General features: G+C 34.1%; 16 protein-coding genes and 1 tRNA gene. All 17 read right to left on the bottom strand.

What is annotated here, in order from left to right:
* Nucleotides 1-2: 2 nt before the first annotated feature.
* The 17 genes from TDSAC_RS01320 to TDSAC_RS01240 all read right to left on the bottom strand — a co-directional run bounded on the left by TDSAC_RS01320 (nucleotide 3) and on the right by TDSAC_RS01240 (nucleotide 16186).
* Nucleotides 3-476: a GNAT family N-acetyltransferase gene (locus TDSAC_RS01320; protein ID WP_108308240.1), complete on the bottom strand. Its 474-nt coding sequence runs from the start codon at nucleotides 474-476 to the stop codon at nucleotides 3-5.
* Nucleotides 477-490: 14 nt separating this feature from the next.
* On the bottom strand, nucleotides 491-1093 hold the full coding sequence (locus TDSAC_RS01315; protein ID WP_108308237.1) for a hypothetical protein: 603 nt from the start codon (nucleotides 1091-1093) through the stop codon (nucleotides 491-493).
* A 5-nt stretch (nucleotides 1094-1098) separates the two neighbouring features.
* Nucleotides 1099-1545, bottom strand: a complete 447-nt coding sequence (gene tsaE, locus TDSAC_RS01310) for a tRNA (adenosine(37)-N6)-threonylcarbamoyltransferase complex ATPase subunit type 1 TsaE (RefSeq protein ID WP_108308234.1) — start codon at nucleotides 1543-1545, stop codon at nucleotides 1099-1101.
* 27 nt (nucleotides 1546-1572) lie between these two features.
* A complete protein-coding gene (dnaG, locus tag TDSAC_RS01305) occupies nucleotides 1573-3255 on the bottom strand; it encodes a DNA primase (RefSeq protein ID WP_108308231.1) in 1683 nt (560 codons plus the stop codon).
* A 35-nt stretch (nucleotides 3256-3290) separates the two neighbouring features.
* Complete coding sequence (rplI, locus tag TDSAC_RS01300) at nucleotides 3291-3749, bottom strand: 50S ribosomal protein L9 (protein WP_108308229.1); 459 nt, start codon at nucleotides 3747-3749, stop codon at nucleotides 3291-3293.
* A 45-nt stretch (nucleotides 3750-3794) separates the two neighbouring features.
* Nucleotides 3795-4724, bottom strand: coding sequence for a DUF2232 domain-containing protein (locus TDSAC_RS01295; RefSeq protein WP_108308227.1), 930 nt, complete (start codon nucleotides 4722-4724; stop codon nucleotides 3795-3797).
* Between the two features lie 94 nt (nucleotides 4725-4818).
* Nucleotides 4819-5052: a 30S ribosomal protein S18 gene (gene rpsR / locus TDSAC_RS01290; protein ID WP_108308224.1), complete on the bottom strand. Its 234-nt coding sequence runs from the start codon at nucleotides 5050-5052 to the stop codon at nucleotides 4819-4821.
* A gap of 79 nt (nucleotides 5053-5131) precedes the next feature.
* Complete coding sequence (locus TDSAC_RS01285; RefSeq protein WP_108308221.1) at nucleotides 5132-5557, bottom strand: single-stranded DNA-binding protein; 426 nt, start codon at nucleotides 5555-5557, stop codon at nucleotides 5132-5134.
* Nucleotides 5541-5921, bottom strand: a complete 381-nt coding sequence (gene rpsF / locus TDSAC_RS01280) for a 30S ribosomal protein S6 (protein WP_199919835.1) — start codon at nucleotides 5919-5921, stop codon at nucleotides 5541-5543. The genes TDSAC_RS01285 and rpsF overlap by 17 nt, the downstream gene beginning before the upstream one ends.
* Before the next feature lie 51 nt (nucleotides 5922-5972).
* Nucleotides 5973-6065: transfer RNA gene (locus tag TDSAC_RS01275), tRNA-Ser, on the bottom strand.
* A 64-nt stretch (nucleotides 6066-6129) separates the two neighbouring features.
* Nucleotides 6130-6873 (bottom strand): UPF0280 family protein, encoded by a 744-nt coding sequence (locus tag TDSAC_RS01270; protein WP_108308216.1) that lies wholly within the window; start codon nucleotides 6871-6873, stop codon nucleotides 6130-6132.
* A gap of 18 nt (nucleotides 6874-6891) precedes the next feature.
* Nucleotides 6892-7938 carry a DUF933 domain-containing protein gene (locus tag TDSAC_RS01265; protein ID WP_108308214.1) on the bottom strand — a complete coding sequence of 349 codons (1047 nt, stop codon included), beginning with the start codon at nucleotides 7936-7938 and terminating at the stop codon, nucleotides 6892-6894.
* Complete coding sequence (locus tag TDSAC_RS01260; protein ID WP_108308210.1) at nucleotides 7939-8382, bottom strand: hypothetical protein; 444 nt, start codon at nucleotides 8380-8382, stop codon at nucleotides 7939-7941.
* 23 nt (nucleotides 8383-8405) lie between these two features.
* Nucleotides 8406-11003, bottom strand: a complete 2598-nt coding sequence (locus TDSAC_RS01255) for an HD domain-containing phosphohydrolase (protein WP_150130268.1) — start codon at nucleotides 11001-11003, stop codon at nucleotides 8406-8408.
* A 106-nt stretch (nucleotides 11004-11109) separates the two neighbouring features.
* Nucleotides 11110-12240, bottom strand: a complete 1131-nt coding sequence (locus tag TDSAC_RS01250; RefSeq protein ID WP_108308206.1) for a pyridoxal-phosphate-dependent aminotransferase family protein — start codon at nucleotides 12238-12240, stop codon at nucleotides 11110-11112.
* An 18-nt stretch (nucleotides 12241-12258) separates the two neighbouring features.
* Complete coding sequence (locus TDSAC_RS01245) at nucleotides 12259-14133, bottom strand: ATP-dependent DNA ligase (RefSeq protein ID WP_199919834.1); 1875 nt, start codon at nucleotides 14131-14133, stop codon at nucleotides 12259-12261.
* On the bottom strand, nucleotides 14117-16186 hold the full coding sequence (locus tag TDSAC_RS01240) for an elongation factor G (protein ID WP_108308202.1): 2070 nt from the start codon (nucleotides 16184-16186) through the stop codon (nucleotides 14117-14119). The genes TDSAC_RS01245 and TDSAC_RS01240 overlap by 17 nt, the downstream gene beginning before the upstream one ends.
* Nucleotides 16187-16231: the final 45 nt, after the last annotated feature.

Below are 16231 nucleotides of genomic sequence, written 5' to 3'. Positions count from 1 at the left end.
TCTTAAGCTTCCCTCTTCATTATCCATGCATCTTTGTTTTCTCCATAATAATTCTTCCTCCTATACACTATCCTAAAACCTAATTTTGTATAAAAAAGACATGCAGTTGTATTCGAAGTTTCTACCTCAAGCCATATTTCTTTTCCCTTAAGGAAGAACTTTTCATAAGCGAATTTAAAAAGCCTAGTTCCCAGACCCATATTTCTAAAATCCTTTTTTACATATATATAAGCAAGATGAATCTCGTCGTATAGCTTGAAAAATGAAATGAAACCAACTACCAGATCTTTATAAATTGCTATAAAAAAACACTTTAAAGGATCGGATAAATCCTTTTTTAAAAACTCTATATTTGAATAAAATGAGGGAAGATCTTTGCCAAATTCCATTAAGCTTTCACAATGAGAGAGCGTCGCAGGAATAATATCAAACTTTGAAGGACCTATTTTAAAAGAGTTCGCGTTTTTTATTTCCATAAAGAGACTAACTTCTATCGATGATAAATCTTAACATTGAGATCAATTCCATATTCAGGCTCAAAGTAATATACATCTTCTTCTCTAAAAATACTGAAATTTATTTTTATATCTTTGAAAGAAATGCTCTTAAAATTTTTGAAGGGTTTATCTCCTATGATAAATCCACTTAGATTGTTCAATTCTCTCTCTTCAACCAAGTTGTATCCACAAAGGCCTTTATTTGGGATAACTTTCGCCAGGTAATAATTGTTTTTTTTAGAAAAAAGAACCATGTTTTGAACTCCTTTTAAAGAATCTGAACCATATAAAAAAATTTCAAAAATATTTGACGAAAAGAGTTGTGCTCCAAGGCATAAACATAAAGTTTTAGCAAATAGTATAATCGTTCTCAATGCAGTAAAGGATCCAGGTCCTCTTGAAACATAAATTGAATTAATATCATCTAGACTAACCTCATATAAATCCAAAAATTGTTTAAATTTTAGATGGAGTTGATCTGATAATTGTCCTTTGAAACTAAAATCTTTAATACCTTTTCCATTATCTATTAAGAAATAGGTTTCGTCGTTAATGTGCGCTATAAAGAATTTATTTTTTCTAAACATAATATTCATTAAAATTACTTTTTAGAATAGCTTTGGTAAAATTCACGTGCCTTTTCACCACAGATTATAACTTCTCTATGATCCTCAAATATAATAAACTTTAAAATAGTAGACTTTTCGAATATTGGTATGTCAAATTTTGGCCATTCAACGATCACCACTGCATCTTCAACCTCTTCAAGTTCTATAAAAAGGTCATAATCAGGTTTTTCTAACCTGTAAAAATCAAAATGATAAATTTGAGTATCTTTAAAGTTATACTTGTTTAAGAGAGTAAAACTTGGACTAAAGGCATCTTTTATTATCCCTCGCACAAAGGTAGTCTTGCCAGAACCAAGCTTTCCTTCCAAAAGCAAGACATCTCCTTTCTCAAGGCAAGATCCAACCTTAGAACCAAACTTAATCATCTCCTTTTCATCCTTAATTAACACTTTAAAGGTTTCACCTTCAAACTTTAGCATAAAACTAATCTTAACGTATTTAAGATATCAACCGTTAATTCTTGCAATTTTTGAAGACAGCTCCTTTTCTTTTTTTGCTAACTCTAAAAATTCAATCATAGCATCCTTATCTTTGGACAGGTTCTCTTTCAACAGAAACATATTTTTTCTTGTCCACGCCAGTTGTAATATCTCCTCCCATTGATCATCTGGAATAATTGGCACATCTTCAAGTATAATCTGACTTATTTTTGCCTTCGTTTTATCTGACAGGTCAAGAATATTATCGTCAATATCAAAGCTATCCATATTAAAAATCTCTTCTGCAGCTTGTAAATACTCTTCATCGTTAAAGAGCATAGAATAATCAAAAGACTTAAGCAAAAAATAAAAATCAGGCCTCTCAATAATAGTTCTCAAAATATGTCTATCAAAATAGTTAACCAAATTATAAAAAATCTTTTCTCCTGATATCTTTTTTCTAGACATTCTCTCTGAGTCAGACAAAATTCTTGATTCAGGAACGTGCAACTTTTCACTAACTTTTTTTACAAATTCTTCAATCTCTTCTGCTCCAAGATTTTGCAGTTCCCTAATGGCTAATCTATACTTTTGTCTTTTTGATTCTATTGTGTTAGAAGGATTAGAAAATATAAGATTAATTCTAAAATCAACTCCGCTAATATAATTTTGCACTATTCTTTCCATTGCACCTTTGCCATATTTTGTTAAAACGTCGTGGGGATCAAGCCCTTCTGGCAGACTTGCAACAGACAGATTACAGGTAAACTGATCTGTCATATTTAAGAGTCTGTTGGTAGCAATTTTCCCAGCATCATCAGAATCGTACATAATTATCAATCTATCTACAAGTTTATCAATTCTCTTGAAACTAGATGGATTAAGGGTTGTGCCTAAAGATGCAACTGTATTTTTAAAGCCTTTCTGGTGCATCATCAAGGCATCTAAATAGCCTTCTACAAGAATAACTTTCCTTAAACTCTTTATGTGTTCAAATGCTTTATCAATTAAGAAAAGTGCATTCTTTTTCCTAAAAACAAGCGTATCAGGATAATTTAAGTATTTTGGAGAATCAGGTTCGTTTTTAATAAGTCTTGCGCCAAATGCAACTATTTCATTCTCTACATTTTTTATAGGAAATGAAACTCTTCCAGAAAGCCTTAAAATGCCTTCTTTAAAGTTTAAAAAGATTGCAGATTTATAAATTATATCCTCAGAAAAGGAAAGTCTTTTTAGCCTTTCAACTAATTCACTTGCGTCTTCTGGAACAAAGCCAACTTCATATTCTTTTAAAAAATCATCAGAAAAGCCTCTTGAACGCATATATTCTAAAGCATCTTTTCCTGATTCTTTCCACAAATTTTCTGTAAAAAATGCGCCTGCCTCTTTTAAAACCCTTAAAACCTGATCCTTTGAAGAATTTTCAAATTCGGATGAGACTTCAACCCCACAAATTGAAGCTGCTTTCTTAAATGCTTCAACAAAGGTAAGGTTTTCCAATTTCATTAGAAAAGTAAAAACGTCTCCGCCAACTTTACACCCAAAACAGTAAAAAAGCCCTTTTTCTGGGCTAACATAAAAGGATGGAGTTTTCTCATTGTGAAAAGGACAAAGTCCAACTAAACTGTTGCCTCTTTGTTTTAGATGAACGTAGTGTCCGATAACGTCGGTAATAGAAATTTGTTTTTTAACATAATCAAAATCAGTCATATTTAACCCGATCGCTTGTTTTTAAAATTAAAGAATTATAAATCTAAAACGCCTTCGACTGTTAACTTTATGACAGAAAATACTCCTGGATAAACTCTTATCTTTGCCTCATACTCACCAGGAACCTTCGCCCCTTCAAAGGTTATTTGTTTTGGATCGAAATCAAATCCCATTTCCTTTAGTTTGTTTGATATATCTTTGGAAGTTATTGCTCCATAAAATTTATTATTTTCTCCCATCCTCGCTTTTATTACTATATTTGTTGAGGAAAGCTTTTGTGATATATTTTTGGCTTCTGCCAATTTTTTGTCCTCTTTCTTTTTGTTAGCTATTTTTCTTTTCTCATACTCTTCGATAATTGGTTTTGTAGCTTCTTTCGCAAGATTTTTCAAAAATAAATAGTTTCTTGCATACCCTTGAGATACCTCAACTATATCCCCTGCCTTGCCAAGGGATTTTATATCCTGAATTAAAAGAACCTTAATCTTATCCATATATATCACTCCTTCCTAACAAAATTTTAAAAAATCTGTCCAAATCTAAAGTTTAAAGTACTTTCTAATATTAAATACAGAATCAAACACCCCCAAAAAAACCAAAAAAAAGCTTAAAAACGGCACTATTACAAAAAGTAGTACTACAATCAAATTTATAATTTTAGTTATGGTGTCATTCTTAAAAAATAATTTTTTAGACAGAATAAAGAAAAGCACAGATGCGCCAGCAAACATATATATAAAAGTAAGTATTAGCTCAACGTTTAAAAAAGCATTCTTAATTTCATTTGAAATAGGCAAAAAACTAGCTATCAATGAAGCTAAAAAAAGAAAACTTAATTCGTACGGAATTCGAACCTCTTTAAAATCGCCAAACTGTGGAACTTCAACCTTGTATAGGTATCTTAAGACATACGAAACAATCCTGTATTGAAATACTGACCAGATGAAGAATAAAAGTATTACTAAAGAAGGAAGATAGATTTCAATATACTTTACAAATTGCTTTACTTCTTCAGTCGCAACCCCTGAAGAACCTTGATAATAAGATATCATATACGATTCAAAAGCTGCATAAAGATTGCTTAGAAGATCCTTTGGACCAGTTAGAATAAAGAATGCTACACCTAAAGCAAATAATCCAGACAGTGCTGCAGTTGTCCCAAGTAGTACGTTTATTGGCTTTTCTTTCCTTAAAATTAGTCCCATAACAATGCCAAGAGAAAAGTTAATTGTACAAAATATTACAGAAATGATATATGGCAAAAGAATAGCAAGGATAATACCTGACAAAAGAAGAGTTAAAACGCCATAAAAAATACCTCTCCTATAAGTAACTATACATATAGGAACAGCCATTAAAAGAAGCCCCAAAAAACCAAAAGTTGGAACGTAAACACCAAACAAAACAAAAAAAACCACCAAGGCTGAAGCTAAGAAAACCTCAATGGCATCAAAGTTTTTTTTAAGCAAATAACCTCCTTAAACAAGTGAGTAGTTAGCAAACGGTTTTAGATCCTGGCAATCAAGTACTAAAAACTCATAGCTAACTACCCATAATTATTTTCTAATCAACAGTAAATGGTAAAAGAGCTATCATTCTTGCCCTCTTAATCGCAGTTGTAAGCTGCCTTTGGTGCTTAGCACAAACTCCTGTAGCCCTTTTTGGCAAAATCTTGCCTCTGTCGCTTAAATATTTCTTTAAACGATTAACATCTTTATAATCAATATATTTCACCTTCTCAGCACAAAAAGAACAAGCCTTTCGTCTAACCCTTTTTCTTGTATTTTGTAAAGCCAACCAAAACCCTCCTTAAAATTTAAAAAATAACTATCTTGCATTCTTTAAGAGATTTTAGAATAAACCAACAGTTTAAACATTAGAATGGAGAATCTCCTTTCGAAAAATCATCATCAAAAATAAAGTCATCTAACTCTGCAACATCTTCTCCTGTCTCAGATTTCTGAGCGCTTTCTTGTTTTGGACTCAAAAGCTGTATGCTGTCTGCTACAATTTCAGTTACCGTTCTTTTTGAACCCTCTTTTGTTTCATAACTTCTATTTTGCAATCTGCCCTCTACAAGAAAGAGAATCCCTTTCCTCATAAAGTTACTAGCAAACTCTGCTGTAGCGCGCCAGGCAACAATATTAAAAAAATCTGCATTTGTTTGATCGGTAGAGTTTTTCCTGTTAATTCTATTAACAGCAATAGTCAAACTTGCCACTGGAACACCCTCAGCTGTGTATCTAAGCTCCGGATCCTTAACCAGTCTACCTACCAAAATAACCTTATTGAACCTGCTCATTAGAATCAGTCTCTCCCTCTTTTGACTGATTATCCTCCTTTTCAGCATTTAAAGCAGCTTTTTGAAGGACGTCTGGTTTCTTAACAATCATGTGACGGATAACAATCTCGCTAATCTTCAAAATTCTGTCAACCTCAGCCACCACAGACGTTGGAAGCCTGAACTCATCATAGATATAAATGGCTTCACGCAAGTCATCGATGGTGTAAGCCAATCTTTTTTTCCCCCAATTATCGCTTTTCAAGAGTTCTCCAGAACTTTTTGAGATCAGATCGTGAATACGTTTCATCAACGCATCAATCTTTTCCTCTTCTGCATTGGGATTAAACAAAATTACCAGTTCATAAAGCTTTGAATTTGCCAACAATACACCTCCCTATGGGTTTTGCCCTTTTTTAAGGGCAGGGATAAAAAATGGCGGAGAGGGAGGGATTCGAACCCTCGAGACGGTTTTTTGCCATCTACACGCTTTCCAGGCGAGCCTGTTCGACCACTCCAGCACCTCTCCCAAAAGCAAAACATATTATAACACAGTTATCAATATAGAGAAAACAGCAAAAACAATGACACATTTATACGAAATCAACCTTTATCTTCCCAAATAGGGCCATACTTGAATCAATTACACAAACAACACCCAGAATTGGTATATTACAATCATATATCATCTTTTTGTACTTGTCCAAAACTCTCTTAAGATCTTGAGAAGTTTTAATATCGTTTGCTATTCTTGTAGCAGCAGCATCGGACAGGGCACAGTTGTTGCTCACTACTACGGTAGCACAAGTTTTGCCAAAAGAAAGAGAGGGACCGATAGTTGCAGATGACGTAGCAACCCCCAAAGGTTTAAAATCTTCCCCCCCTTCAACACTTATAACAATTTTGTCCTTAAAGACCTCATCGTTTGTATAAACTTTTATATTTATTAAACCTTTTTTATAGATAAAAATGTCCCCACCATTTTCTATTATTAAATCTTCTCCCTTAAAAAGTTTTTCACCAAGAATTTGAGCTATAGCACCCGCCACGCATGCCATAGGCCCAACGTTCATAATTTTTGAATAATTTTTCATAATACTTACAATATATGGCTCTCCTAAAATATTCTGCAACGGAATTAGAGAGTTTTTAAAAAAACGCTCCCTTTCAATGTGTTCAACAATATCCTTTCTGAGACTACATACAATGTCCTTTGCTTCTAGCACTATATCCCTAGAAAGGATCAGGATTTTTGACTCTTCAACATCAACAAAAGTAGGTTTCAGATCGCCGTGTAGGTTTTCAACATAAAATTTTCTCTTATAGTCAAGATACACGATCTTTATCAATCCTGGTTAGATATTAAATCTAACATGGAGGATGTCGCCATCCTTCACCAAATACTCCTTACCCTCTAACCTTAGGAGCCCTCTTTTTTTCGCCTCATTCATTGCTCCACAACTAATAAAATCCTCATATGAAATAACTTCTGCACGAATAAATCCTCTTGCAATATCTGAGTGGATCCTTGCTGCAGCCTCTAAAGCGCTTGCACCTTTTCTTACCTGCCAGGCCCTAACTTCGTCCTTACCAACTGTAAAAAATGTCATATATCCCAACAAGTCGTAACACGCTTGAATAAATCTTTCCAGGCCAAAACTCTTTAGACCAAAACTTAAGAGCATTTCTTTTGCCTCTTCAGGTTCAAGCATTGATAACTCTTCTTCCAACTTTGCTGAAAGTGCAAGAACTTTAGCGCTTCTCCCAAGAAACCTGGTAAATTCTTCTTCAATTTTTCCGGTATTGACAAGATCAGATTCGCCAATATTAAGTAGCAAAAGAAACGGCTTAAGGGTCAAAAACGAATAATGTTTTAAATGTTTTATTTCATCGCTTGAAAGTTCTACCTCTCTAAACAACCTTCCTTCTTCCAATATTGGAAGGGCTTTCTTTAAAATTTCTATTTCTTTTTCTTCCTGACTATTTTTTTTAATACCTTTTGAAGATGTTTTTATCCTTTTCTCTACTACAGCAATGTCTTCAATTATAAGTTCATCCAAAAATTTTCTTATGTCGCGCTTCGGATCAATTTCTGGATATATATATGGATACAACGAAATATCAAAAGACCTGGCCACAAATGATATAACTTCAGCATTTTTCATCTCGTTTATTAGCGAAGGCTCTATCCTTTTTCTCAAGTCAAAAGCACTTAGCTCTTTTATGGGGATAAATGCTGGAGTTTTTTTAAGCGGTTCAAAAATCCTGGCCAAAGTTTCAAGTCTCTCATCAGGAACAGATATCCTTCCCTCGTTATCTGATTTTTGAAAACTGCTTCTTTTTAGCAAAAGATTAATAACTGTAGTTTTTCCTGAAAAGGGAAAGGCAGTTATTCCAACCAACTATTTCACCTCAAATTCAAGCGTTGATACTTCTTTGCCGTTCAATAAAAGTACAACTTTATACTTTCCTACAGGCCAACTTTTACCTGGATTGAGGGCTACGTGTGTAATCCATAATTCGTCGGGTTTTTCTACAACCTCTGAGATCTCAGAAAAGGTAGTGGGCTCCTGATCTATATATTGAAATCTTGCTACCAACTTATCATTGGGGGATGCATCCACATACTTTACCCAATAATATAAAATAGGCCAGTCTTGCGGGAAAACAGTTAATTTTTCAAAACTATCTGGATCCTGATTGTTTGGAGCCATCTTGGATATCCCCTGATCAACTACTTGAAAAGCATATGCATTTACTGGAAGAGGCGCCAAGCATAAAAACAACAAGAACACCGATAATAGAAAAGCATTTTTTTTCAACAATCTAAAAAACAACGCTACCACCTTATCCTCCTTAAAATTTGAATTTAATCTTCATCGGCCGTTTGTGAAATCACCCTGACAAACATCTGAGCAAGATAAGGATCGAACTGTGTACCAGAACACCTGCTTATTTCTGCAAGAGCATCCAACTTTGTCATTCCTTTTCTATATGGTCTGTCAGAAATCATAGCCTCAAAAGAATCAGCAATAGAAACTAACCTTGCAAGAAACGGTATTTCGTCTTTACTTAAGCCATAAGGATAACCTTTGCCATCATATCTTTCATGGTGATATAGAATAATTTCCAAAAGTCCTGGCATAAGTTCTTCTTTTATAGACTTTAATATATTATATCCGACAATTGGATGAGACTGCATTAAAATATACTCTGTTTGGGTTAATTTCCCAGGCTTCTTGAGCACAGTATCTGGAATCCCTACTTTACCTATATCGTGAAGTAGTGCACCAAACCCAAGAACATCTATATCTTTTTTATCGAGTTTCAAATATTTCCCGAACCTTACTGAAAAGGTACTAACTCTTTTAGAATGTTTTGCGGAAAAGGGGTCCCTTGCATCTAAAGCCTGAGCAATACTTTCGAGAGCCTCCTTATAAAGTTCCTTTGAGTGTTGGATAGAATAAGTAATGCCAATTTTTTGATTCAAAATATCGTTTAGGTTCATAAAGAATTCAGAGTGAACTACCCTCATGTCAAAAGCTTTTATATAAACAATGATATTGGCATAAGGTTTGTTGTACAATCTCAGCGGCAAAATAGCAATCCTTATAGCGTCACTGGGCAAATTTGGGCAATTTGCTTTTCTTACCGGGAGAATCTTAAAATCACTAAATGGTACAGAATAAACACACGTTTCAGAAATATCACTATAACTAGTCTCCTCATTAAAATAGACACACCTTGCATCTGAAACAAAGCTTAAATTATCAACCAAAAAGTTAATAGCAAGATTAATAGTATCGTCAATATTTTCCATACCAGAAAGCTTTATTGAAATATCTCTAAAGTAAAAGTTCATTTCAGTAGAGTCTTCTAAGATTTCTTCCCTTTCAATTCTAGAAAGATACAGAGAAAGCATATCCGAGACCCTTATCAGGAATTCTCTTTGATCAGACTGAAATACATATGGTTTGTCAAAAAATAATAAAATTGCACCAATAGGCATTTCTTTAGAATTTAACGGAGAACATATAATCGAGTAAAAATCGTTTTCTAATATCTCATTAGAATATTTCAGAATAGGATTAGTCCTCAAATCAAAAACTACAGAAACCTTTTTGTCTAAAAATACCTGACCAACCCAAAAGTTTAATATTTCAAGTTTATTAAGTTTTAAATAAAGATCATCACTAATTTCGCCTACCAAGCTATCAATTACTAAACTTTGCCCACAAGAATCCAGCAAATAAAGCATAATAACTCTGGCATTAGTTATATCTTTAATTTGTTGCAAAGATTTTTCTATTATCCTTTCTTTTGAATCAAAACTATTTATATAAGATGCTATCTTCATTAAAACAGAGTTGTTTTGTGCAACAAACTTACTCTCTTCCTCAGCAGCCTTTAGCTGTTGCTGAGCAGCGTAAAATTCATCAAGCATCACTTGAAGCGAAAAGGAAAGCCTTGCAATTTCATCCTTGCCCTCAAAGATCGTAAAAGCCTCTCCAGAAATTGGATTCTTAGAAATTCTTTCAGCTTCATCAGCTAAATTTTCTAAAGGACGAGATAAATATTTGCCTAAAACCAAACCAAAATATCCTGCCAGAATAAGCAGGGCAAACATGGGAAACAATGAACCTAAGATAAGCCTTCCAATTTTAAAATTTATCTCATAATCAGGATACCCGCCAATAATAAAAAATGGCGTGTAATTAATATTTTTTGAAAACATTGTAAATTGTGAACCATCAATATAAGTTTTAAAAAATTTTTTGTCAAAAAAATTTTCTATTGGAAAATTAAATTTTATTGGATGGCTCAAACTTATTGAATTCATCTTCCCTGATACAATAAAAAATTTAAAGGGGGCATTTATCCCCTTATTAATCTCATCAGATAAATAGTCAAACCACTTTAGAGATATTGATGTAATTATAAAACCATTAATGTTATTTTCGCGAGTAAATATAGGGTAAAGTGCTACAATCATATTCTTTGAATCAAGTTGAATAGGCCCAAACATAGCAAATGACTTATTTTCTAAAGCACTTTTAAAGTATGACCTTTGGGAAATGTTTTCGTGATCTACAATTGCTCCTTTTTCTCTATCAAAACCATTAATTATATTTCCATTTGTATCAGCAACTAATACAGAGTTAAAAGCTTGATTTCTTAGCAAAAATTCTTTTAGCAAGCCTTCATGCCCAACTTTAAGGTTAGTTCTACCTAAATTTGAACTTAAGCTAATAATTGGAAAGAGTATATCGTTTGAAATTTTTGAGTTTATATAGTTTGACTCAATTTCTAAAGCGCTTTGGAAATTAACGTTCATAAAATCTCTATAATCTCTAGATTGTTCATAGATCATAAAGATAACGTTCAAAGAAATTATAATTAGAGACAAGACAATAAAAACAAGGCTCATCTTTTTGTAAAGTTTGAGCCCTGACCAAAAATGTTTCAAATAATTTAAAAACTTTTTTAAATATTCAACAAATAACAATAATTTTATCCACTATCCTCAATAATCACCAAAATAATCTTTTAAAAATATCTTAAACAACCCTTTTCTAAAGCATGCTAGATGCAACATCTGTTCCGCTTTCTTTAAATATTTTATAGCGTTTTAGTATATTTTCTAATGCACTCAACAAATACAAAACATTTTGAGGCCTTGCAGATTCAGCCATAGTTCCAAATCTGGCAATCTTCCCCTTTAACTGAGCAATGCCTAAAGCTATTTCAATCCCAAATTCCTCCAATAATATCTTTCTTAGCTTTATATCCTCTATTTCAGCAGGAAGATAAACTGCAGTAACCACAGGGTTCTGAACATTTTTATCAGCAACCAACTTAAAGCCCATAGCCTCAAGCCCTTTTTGTAATGCAAGACCTATTTTTCTGTGTCTTTCAAATCTGTTTATCAAACCTTCTTCAATAATAAGATCAAATCCCTTGTTACACGCATAAAAAAGGCTTACTGGTGGAGTATGATGGTATACTCTCTCAAGCCAGTATTTTCTTATAAGCCTGAGATCAAGATAGTAATTTCTGGGCGTTAAAGACTCCAAAATCCTTTCAGCTCTTGGGCTAAAACTTATAGGAGCTACGCCTGGAGGACAACCCAAACACTTTTGCGAACCGCTATAAACTATATCGATTCCTAAACTATCTACAGGAACATTAACTCCACCCAATGAAGCAACGGTGTCAACTAGGGTTAGAACCTCGTACTTTTTGCAAATATTCATAATATCTTCAAGAGGCTGAAGCACGCCAGTAGACGTTTCAGCGTGAACGCAAGCAAAAAGCTTAGGAGAAAATCCCTTTATAGCTATCTCTACATCGTCCGGATCAAGCGCTTTGCCCTCAGGTGCGCTAACTACTTTTACATTACAACCAATTCTTTCTGCGATCATTCTTATCCTATCTCCAAAATGTCCTATTACCCCAACTAGAACTCTGTCATCTGGTTCAAGGAAATTAATAAGTGATGCTTCCATACCAGATGTCCCGGTACCAGACAAAAGCATACAGATGTTTTCAGTTTGGAATATTGTTTTAAGTTGGCCTTGAAGCTGATCTAAAAGAGCAAAAAAAGTTGGATCAACATGACTTACGAGGGGCTTAGCCATAGCCAAAAATACTTCTGGATTAACCTCAGATGGACCTGGACACATTAAAATAGCCTTCTTATTCATTTTTAACTTTTATCCTCCTCAGTCAAATAAAGTCTTATCTTTATCCTTCATTTTAGTTTTTTTTAGCAACTTTGTGGAATCTAAATTAACAGAATTTTCTGAAATATCCTTACTCTTTTTGTTTTTTGAGAGTTCATACATTTCATAAATTTCATTTGGCGTAGTAGAATCAAAGGGACTTTTGTCATATCTTATTCTCTTTGCTCTAGGAAACCTAAGTGCAAAGCCACTTCCTGTGGGCAAATTATTTAAATAATCTTTATTCAATCCCTTTCTTCCGACAGTATGTACAGGACTAACTGTTATTTCATCTGCTTCAACCTCAACTACTATCTTTGGTTTTACCCAAAAATCAGGATTTATTTCTGATACATAATTGTTAGGTTTGAAGTTAGTCCTTATTTCTTCAAGATTTTTAAGAAGTTCCATCCATTCTTCCTCAGTAAATCCTGAACCTAGTTTCGCTATTGTTTCAAAACAATCCATTTCAGGATCATACAAACCTATCAACAAAGATCCTATCCCTAACTTTATTCTTTGCCCTTTTCCATAAAAATATCCCATGATAACAGCATCAATCGTATCGGAGAGAATTGATTGTTTCATAGATCTCTTCAATTTTATCCAGTTAAAATTCCGTGAGCCTGCCTGATATACTCCATCTAATCTCTTTATCATTATTCCTTCCATGCCCTGAGAAACGTAATTCTCAAACAAGTTCTTTATTTTTTCTGGACTGTCAACCTCATAGGAATCAGATATTACAATCGTTTCATTTTTCACTATTGTGTCATTTAGGAGCTTTTTTCTTTCAAATAGAGGTTTTGATGTAATATCAAGGCCATCTTTGTAAAGCAGATCAAATACTTCTAGTCTTAACGGAAATTTTGCAGCTACCTTTAAGATATTATGCTTTCTCTTTCTTTGGACAGTTATTTGAAAGGGCATAAAGCGTAGGGTTTCAGGATCAAAACTAATTGCTTCTCCTTCAAAAATACAATCCTTTGCTCTGCAAAACTTAATTGTAGATTCGACTATTTCTGGAAACATATAAGTATTATCTTCAAGATTTCTCGAATAAATTTTAACCTTATTGTCAATTTTATGAACCTGACATCGAAATCCATCATATTTAGGCTCTACAATACACTTGCCTACTTTATTAAAGATCTCTTCTGGGTTTTCCATTCTTTCTGCCAGTGCCATCCTAATAGGATTTCCGACAATAGCACGTACAAAATCTAATGCTTCCTCTCCCTCTTTAAATAATATATAAGCAACATAACCAAGATCAGAAGTCAGGTTATAGCATCTCTCGATTTTTGGCTTCAAATCCTTACTCTTGACCCTGGCAAAGGAAAGAGCCTCAATTACAGTAGCATCCTGTGCTCCCAATCTAAGTCTACCAAGAATGATTCTTACTAAGTAAAGAGCCTCTAAAGAACTTGCTCTGTCTAGCATTTCGGTAAGAAGTTCTATCTTTTTGTCTTGGGAACTAGGCCCTGAAGTAAGAGCTATTGTTTTAAGATAACTAAAAACCTCATTAAGAGTTAAGGAGCTTTCTTTATCCTTCACTATATTTTTTGCTACTAATCCAAGATCTCCTAATTCTTTATATAAATCTTCAATCTCGACCTTAAACCCCCCATAAATTCTCAACAAAGACTCAATAACAAACTTCTCTCCCACCCCAAAGTCTACAGCTTCAAAGGATGGTCCTGTTTTTCCTGATAAAAGATAGATAGCAATTCTTACATCTTCTGGAGAAATATTTTCAAAATAATCTGCAAGAATCTCCATCATCTTTAGTCTCGAGGTCTCTTTTTCAAGCTTGTCGAAGACCTGAGCTAATAAAATAAAATTAGATTGTAAGGCATTATTTGCTACTTTCAACACTTGCTTCCTTTATAACTTTTTCGGCAATCTGAGGAGGGGCTTCTTCAAAATGATCAAATCTGGTTACAAAAGAACCCCTACCCTGAGTAATGGATCTTAAATCCATTGCATAATTTACAATTTCACTTTGAGGAACGTATGCCTTTATAACAGTTTCAGAATCCTTTATAGAATCCATCCCTTGAATTCTTCCTCTCTTGGAATTCAGGTCTCCCATAACATCTCCAGTAAAGTCCTTCGGTACCGTTACCTCAATATAGTTAATTGGCTCAAGTAAAACTGGTTTCGCCTTTTCCATAGCCTTTTTGAAAGCAAGATGTGCAGCCATTTTAAATGAAAGTTCATTAGAATCCACTTCATGATAAGAACCATCTACTAAAATTGCCTTAATGCCTATTACTGGATAGCCTGCCAAATGTCCGCTGCCAAGAACTTCGCGTAAACCCTTTTCCACAGCAGGTACATACTGTTTTGGGACGACTCCACCTACGATCTGACTTTCAAAAATAAATTCTTCTTCATAACCAATAGGTTCAAATTTTATTATGACATGACCATACTGACCATGTCCTCCAGTTTGCTTTTTGTGCTTGCCTTCCGCTACAACCGGAATTTTAATAGATTCTCTATAAGCAACCTTTGGCTTTACGAGGGTGCCTTCTACCTTAAACCTTCTTTTAACTTTCTCCATTAGAACGTCCATCTGGATATCCCCCAAACCACCAAGCAAAAATTCACCTGTTTCTGGACTTTTTCCATAAAACATTGATGGATCTTCTTCAATAAACTTTATAATAGCAGAACCAAGTTTATCCTCATCGCCTTTTACTTTTGGATAAACTCCCATAAAAAAGGTTGGTTTTGGAAACTCTATTTTCTTTGGTTCGTATTTTATTTTAGAGCGTGAAAGAGTGTCGTTGGTAGTTGTAATCTGGAGCTTGGAAAAGGTAACAATATCCCCACAATCGGCTTCCTTAGTAATAACAGGTTCTTTTCCGAACGGAAAGCTAACGCTTGCTATCCTTTCCTCCTGTTGCTTGGTAACATTGTACAAAACGGATTCTCCCTTATATGAACCGCTTAGAATTTTTGCAAAGCTAACTTTTCCGACAAAGGGATCGAGCACGGTCTTAAAAATTTGTATGATGAGTTCAGAGTCTGAATTAATCGGGAAAACCTTCATCTCCTTTTCTGAGTACATTTCAAGGTTTTCTTTTTCGCTATAATCTGGGAAGTAGTAACCAAACGCCCTAACCAGTTGAGCTATACCGTAGCCCTTTACAGAAGAAACAGGTATTACCAAAGCAGTCTTGCCAAGCTTTACTGCATTTTTCAAACTTGAAACAATTTCTTCCTCGCTTAGATCTTCTCCAGCAAGATATTTTTCCAAAATGGTGTCATCGCCCTCAGCTGCAGCTTCTTTTAGTCTCTCTTGTTCTTCCTCAATTCTTGTTTCCAATTCTTCTGGAAATGATTCTTCAATATGAAATTTGAAATCACCATCAAAAACAATGCTTTTTTTGCTCATCACATGAACCATGCCTTTAAATTCACCTGCATTACCAAAAGGCAGATACATACAAGCAATATTAAAGCCTAACGACTTTAATCTTAACTCATTAACCGCATTAAAAAAATCTGCCCCCTCTTTATCCATCTTGTTTACTACAACCATAAATGGTTTTGGATTCGCCTTTAATCTTTTTAAGATCTTCTCAATGCCAACCTCCAGCGTACTTGTAGCATTTAACAACAAAACCAGGCCCTCTGACACGCTTTCTGCAGCTATAACATCGCTTTCAAAGTCAAAAAATCCTGGAGTATCTATAATGTTGTATTTAGTGCCTTCCTCCTCAAAGTTTACTACAGAAAGCGAAAGAGTCATCTTTCTCTTTATCTCTTCTACATCATAATCCGTAACTGTATTCCCAGAATCTACAGAACCCAACCTTGAAATTTTCTTTGCATAAAACAAAAGCGCTTCAGTTAGTGAAGTCTTCCCTGCCCCAACATGAGAGGCTAAACTAATTGTTTTGATAGTTTTCCCCATATTACCATCCCTTTCAAAATTTTATTAAATATATTTATCATTAAA

The organism is Thermodesulfobium acidiphilum, from assembly GCF_003057965.1.
Lineage (GTDB): Bacteria > Thermodesulfobiota > Thermodesulfobiia > Thermodesulfobiales > Thermodesulfobiaceae > Thermodesulfobium > Thermodesulfobium acidiphilum.
The sequence above is the reverse complement of the archived record's forward strand: the minus strand, read 5'-3'. Positions and strand labels throughout refer to the sequence as shown.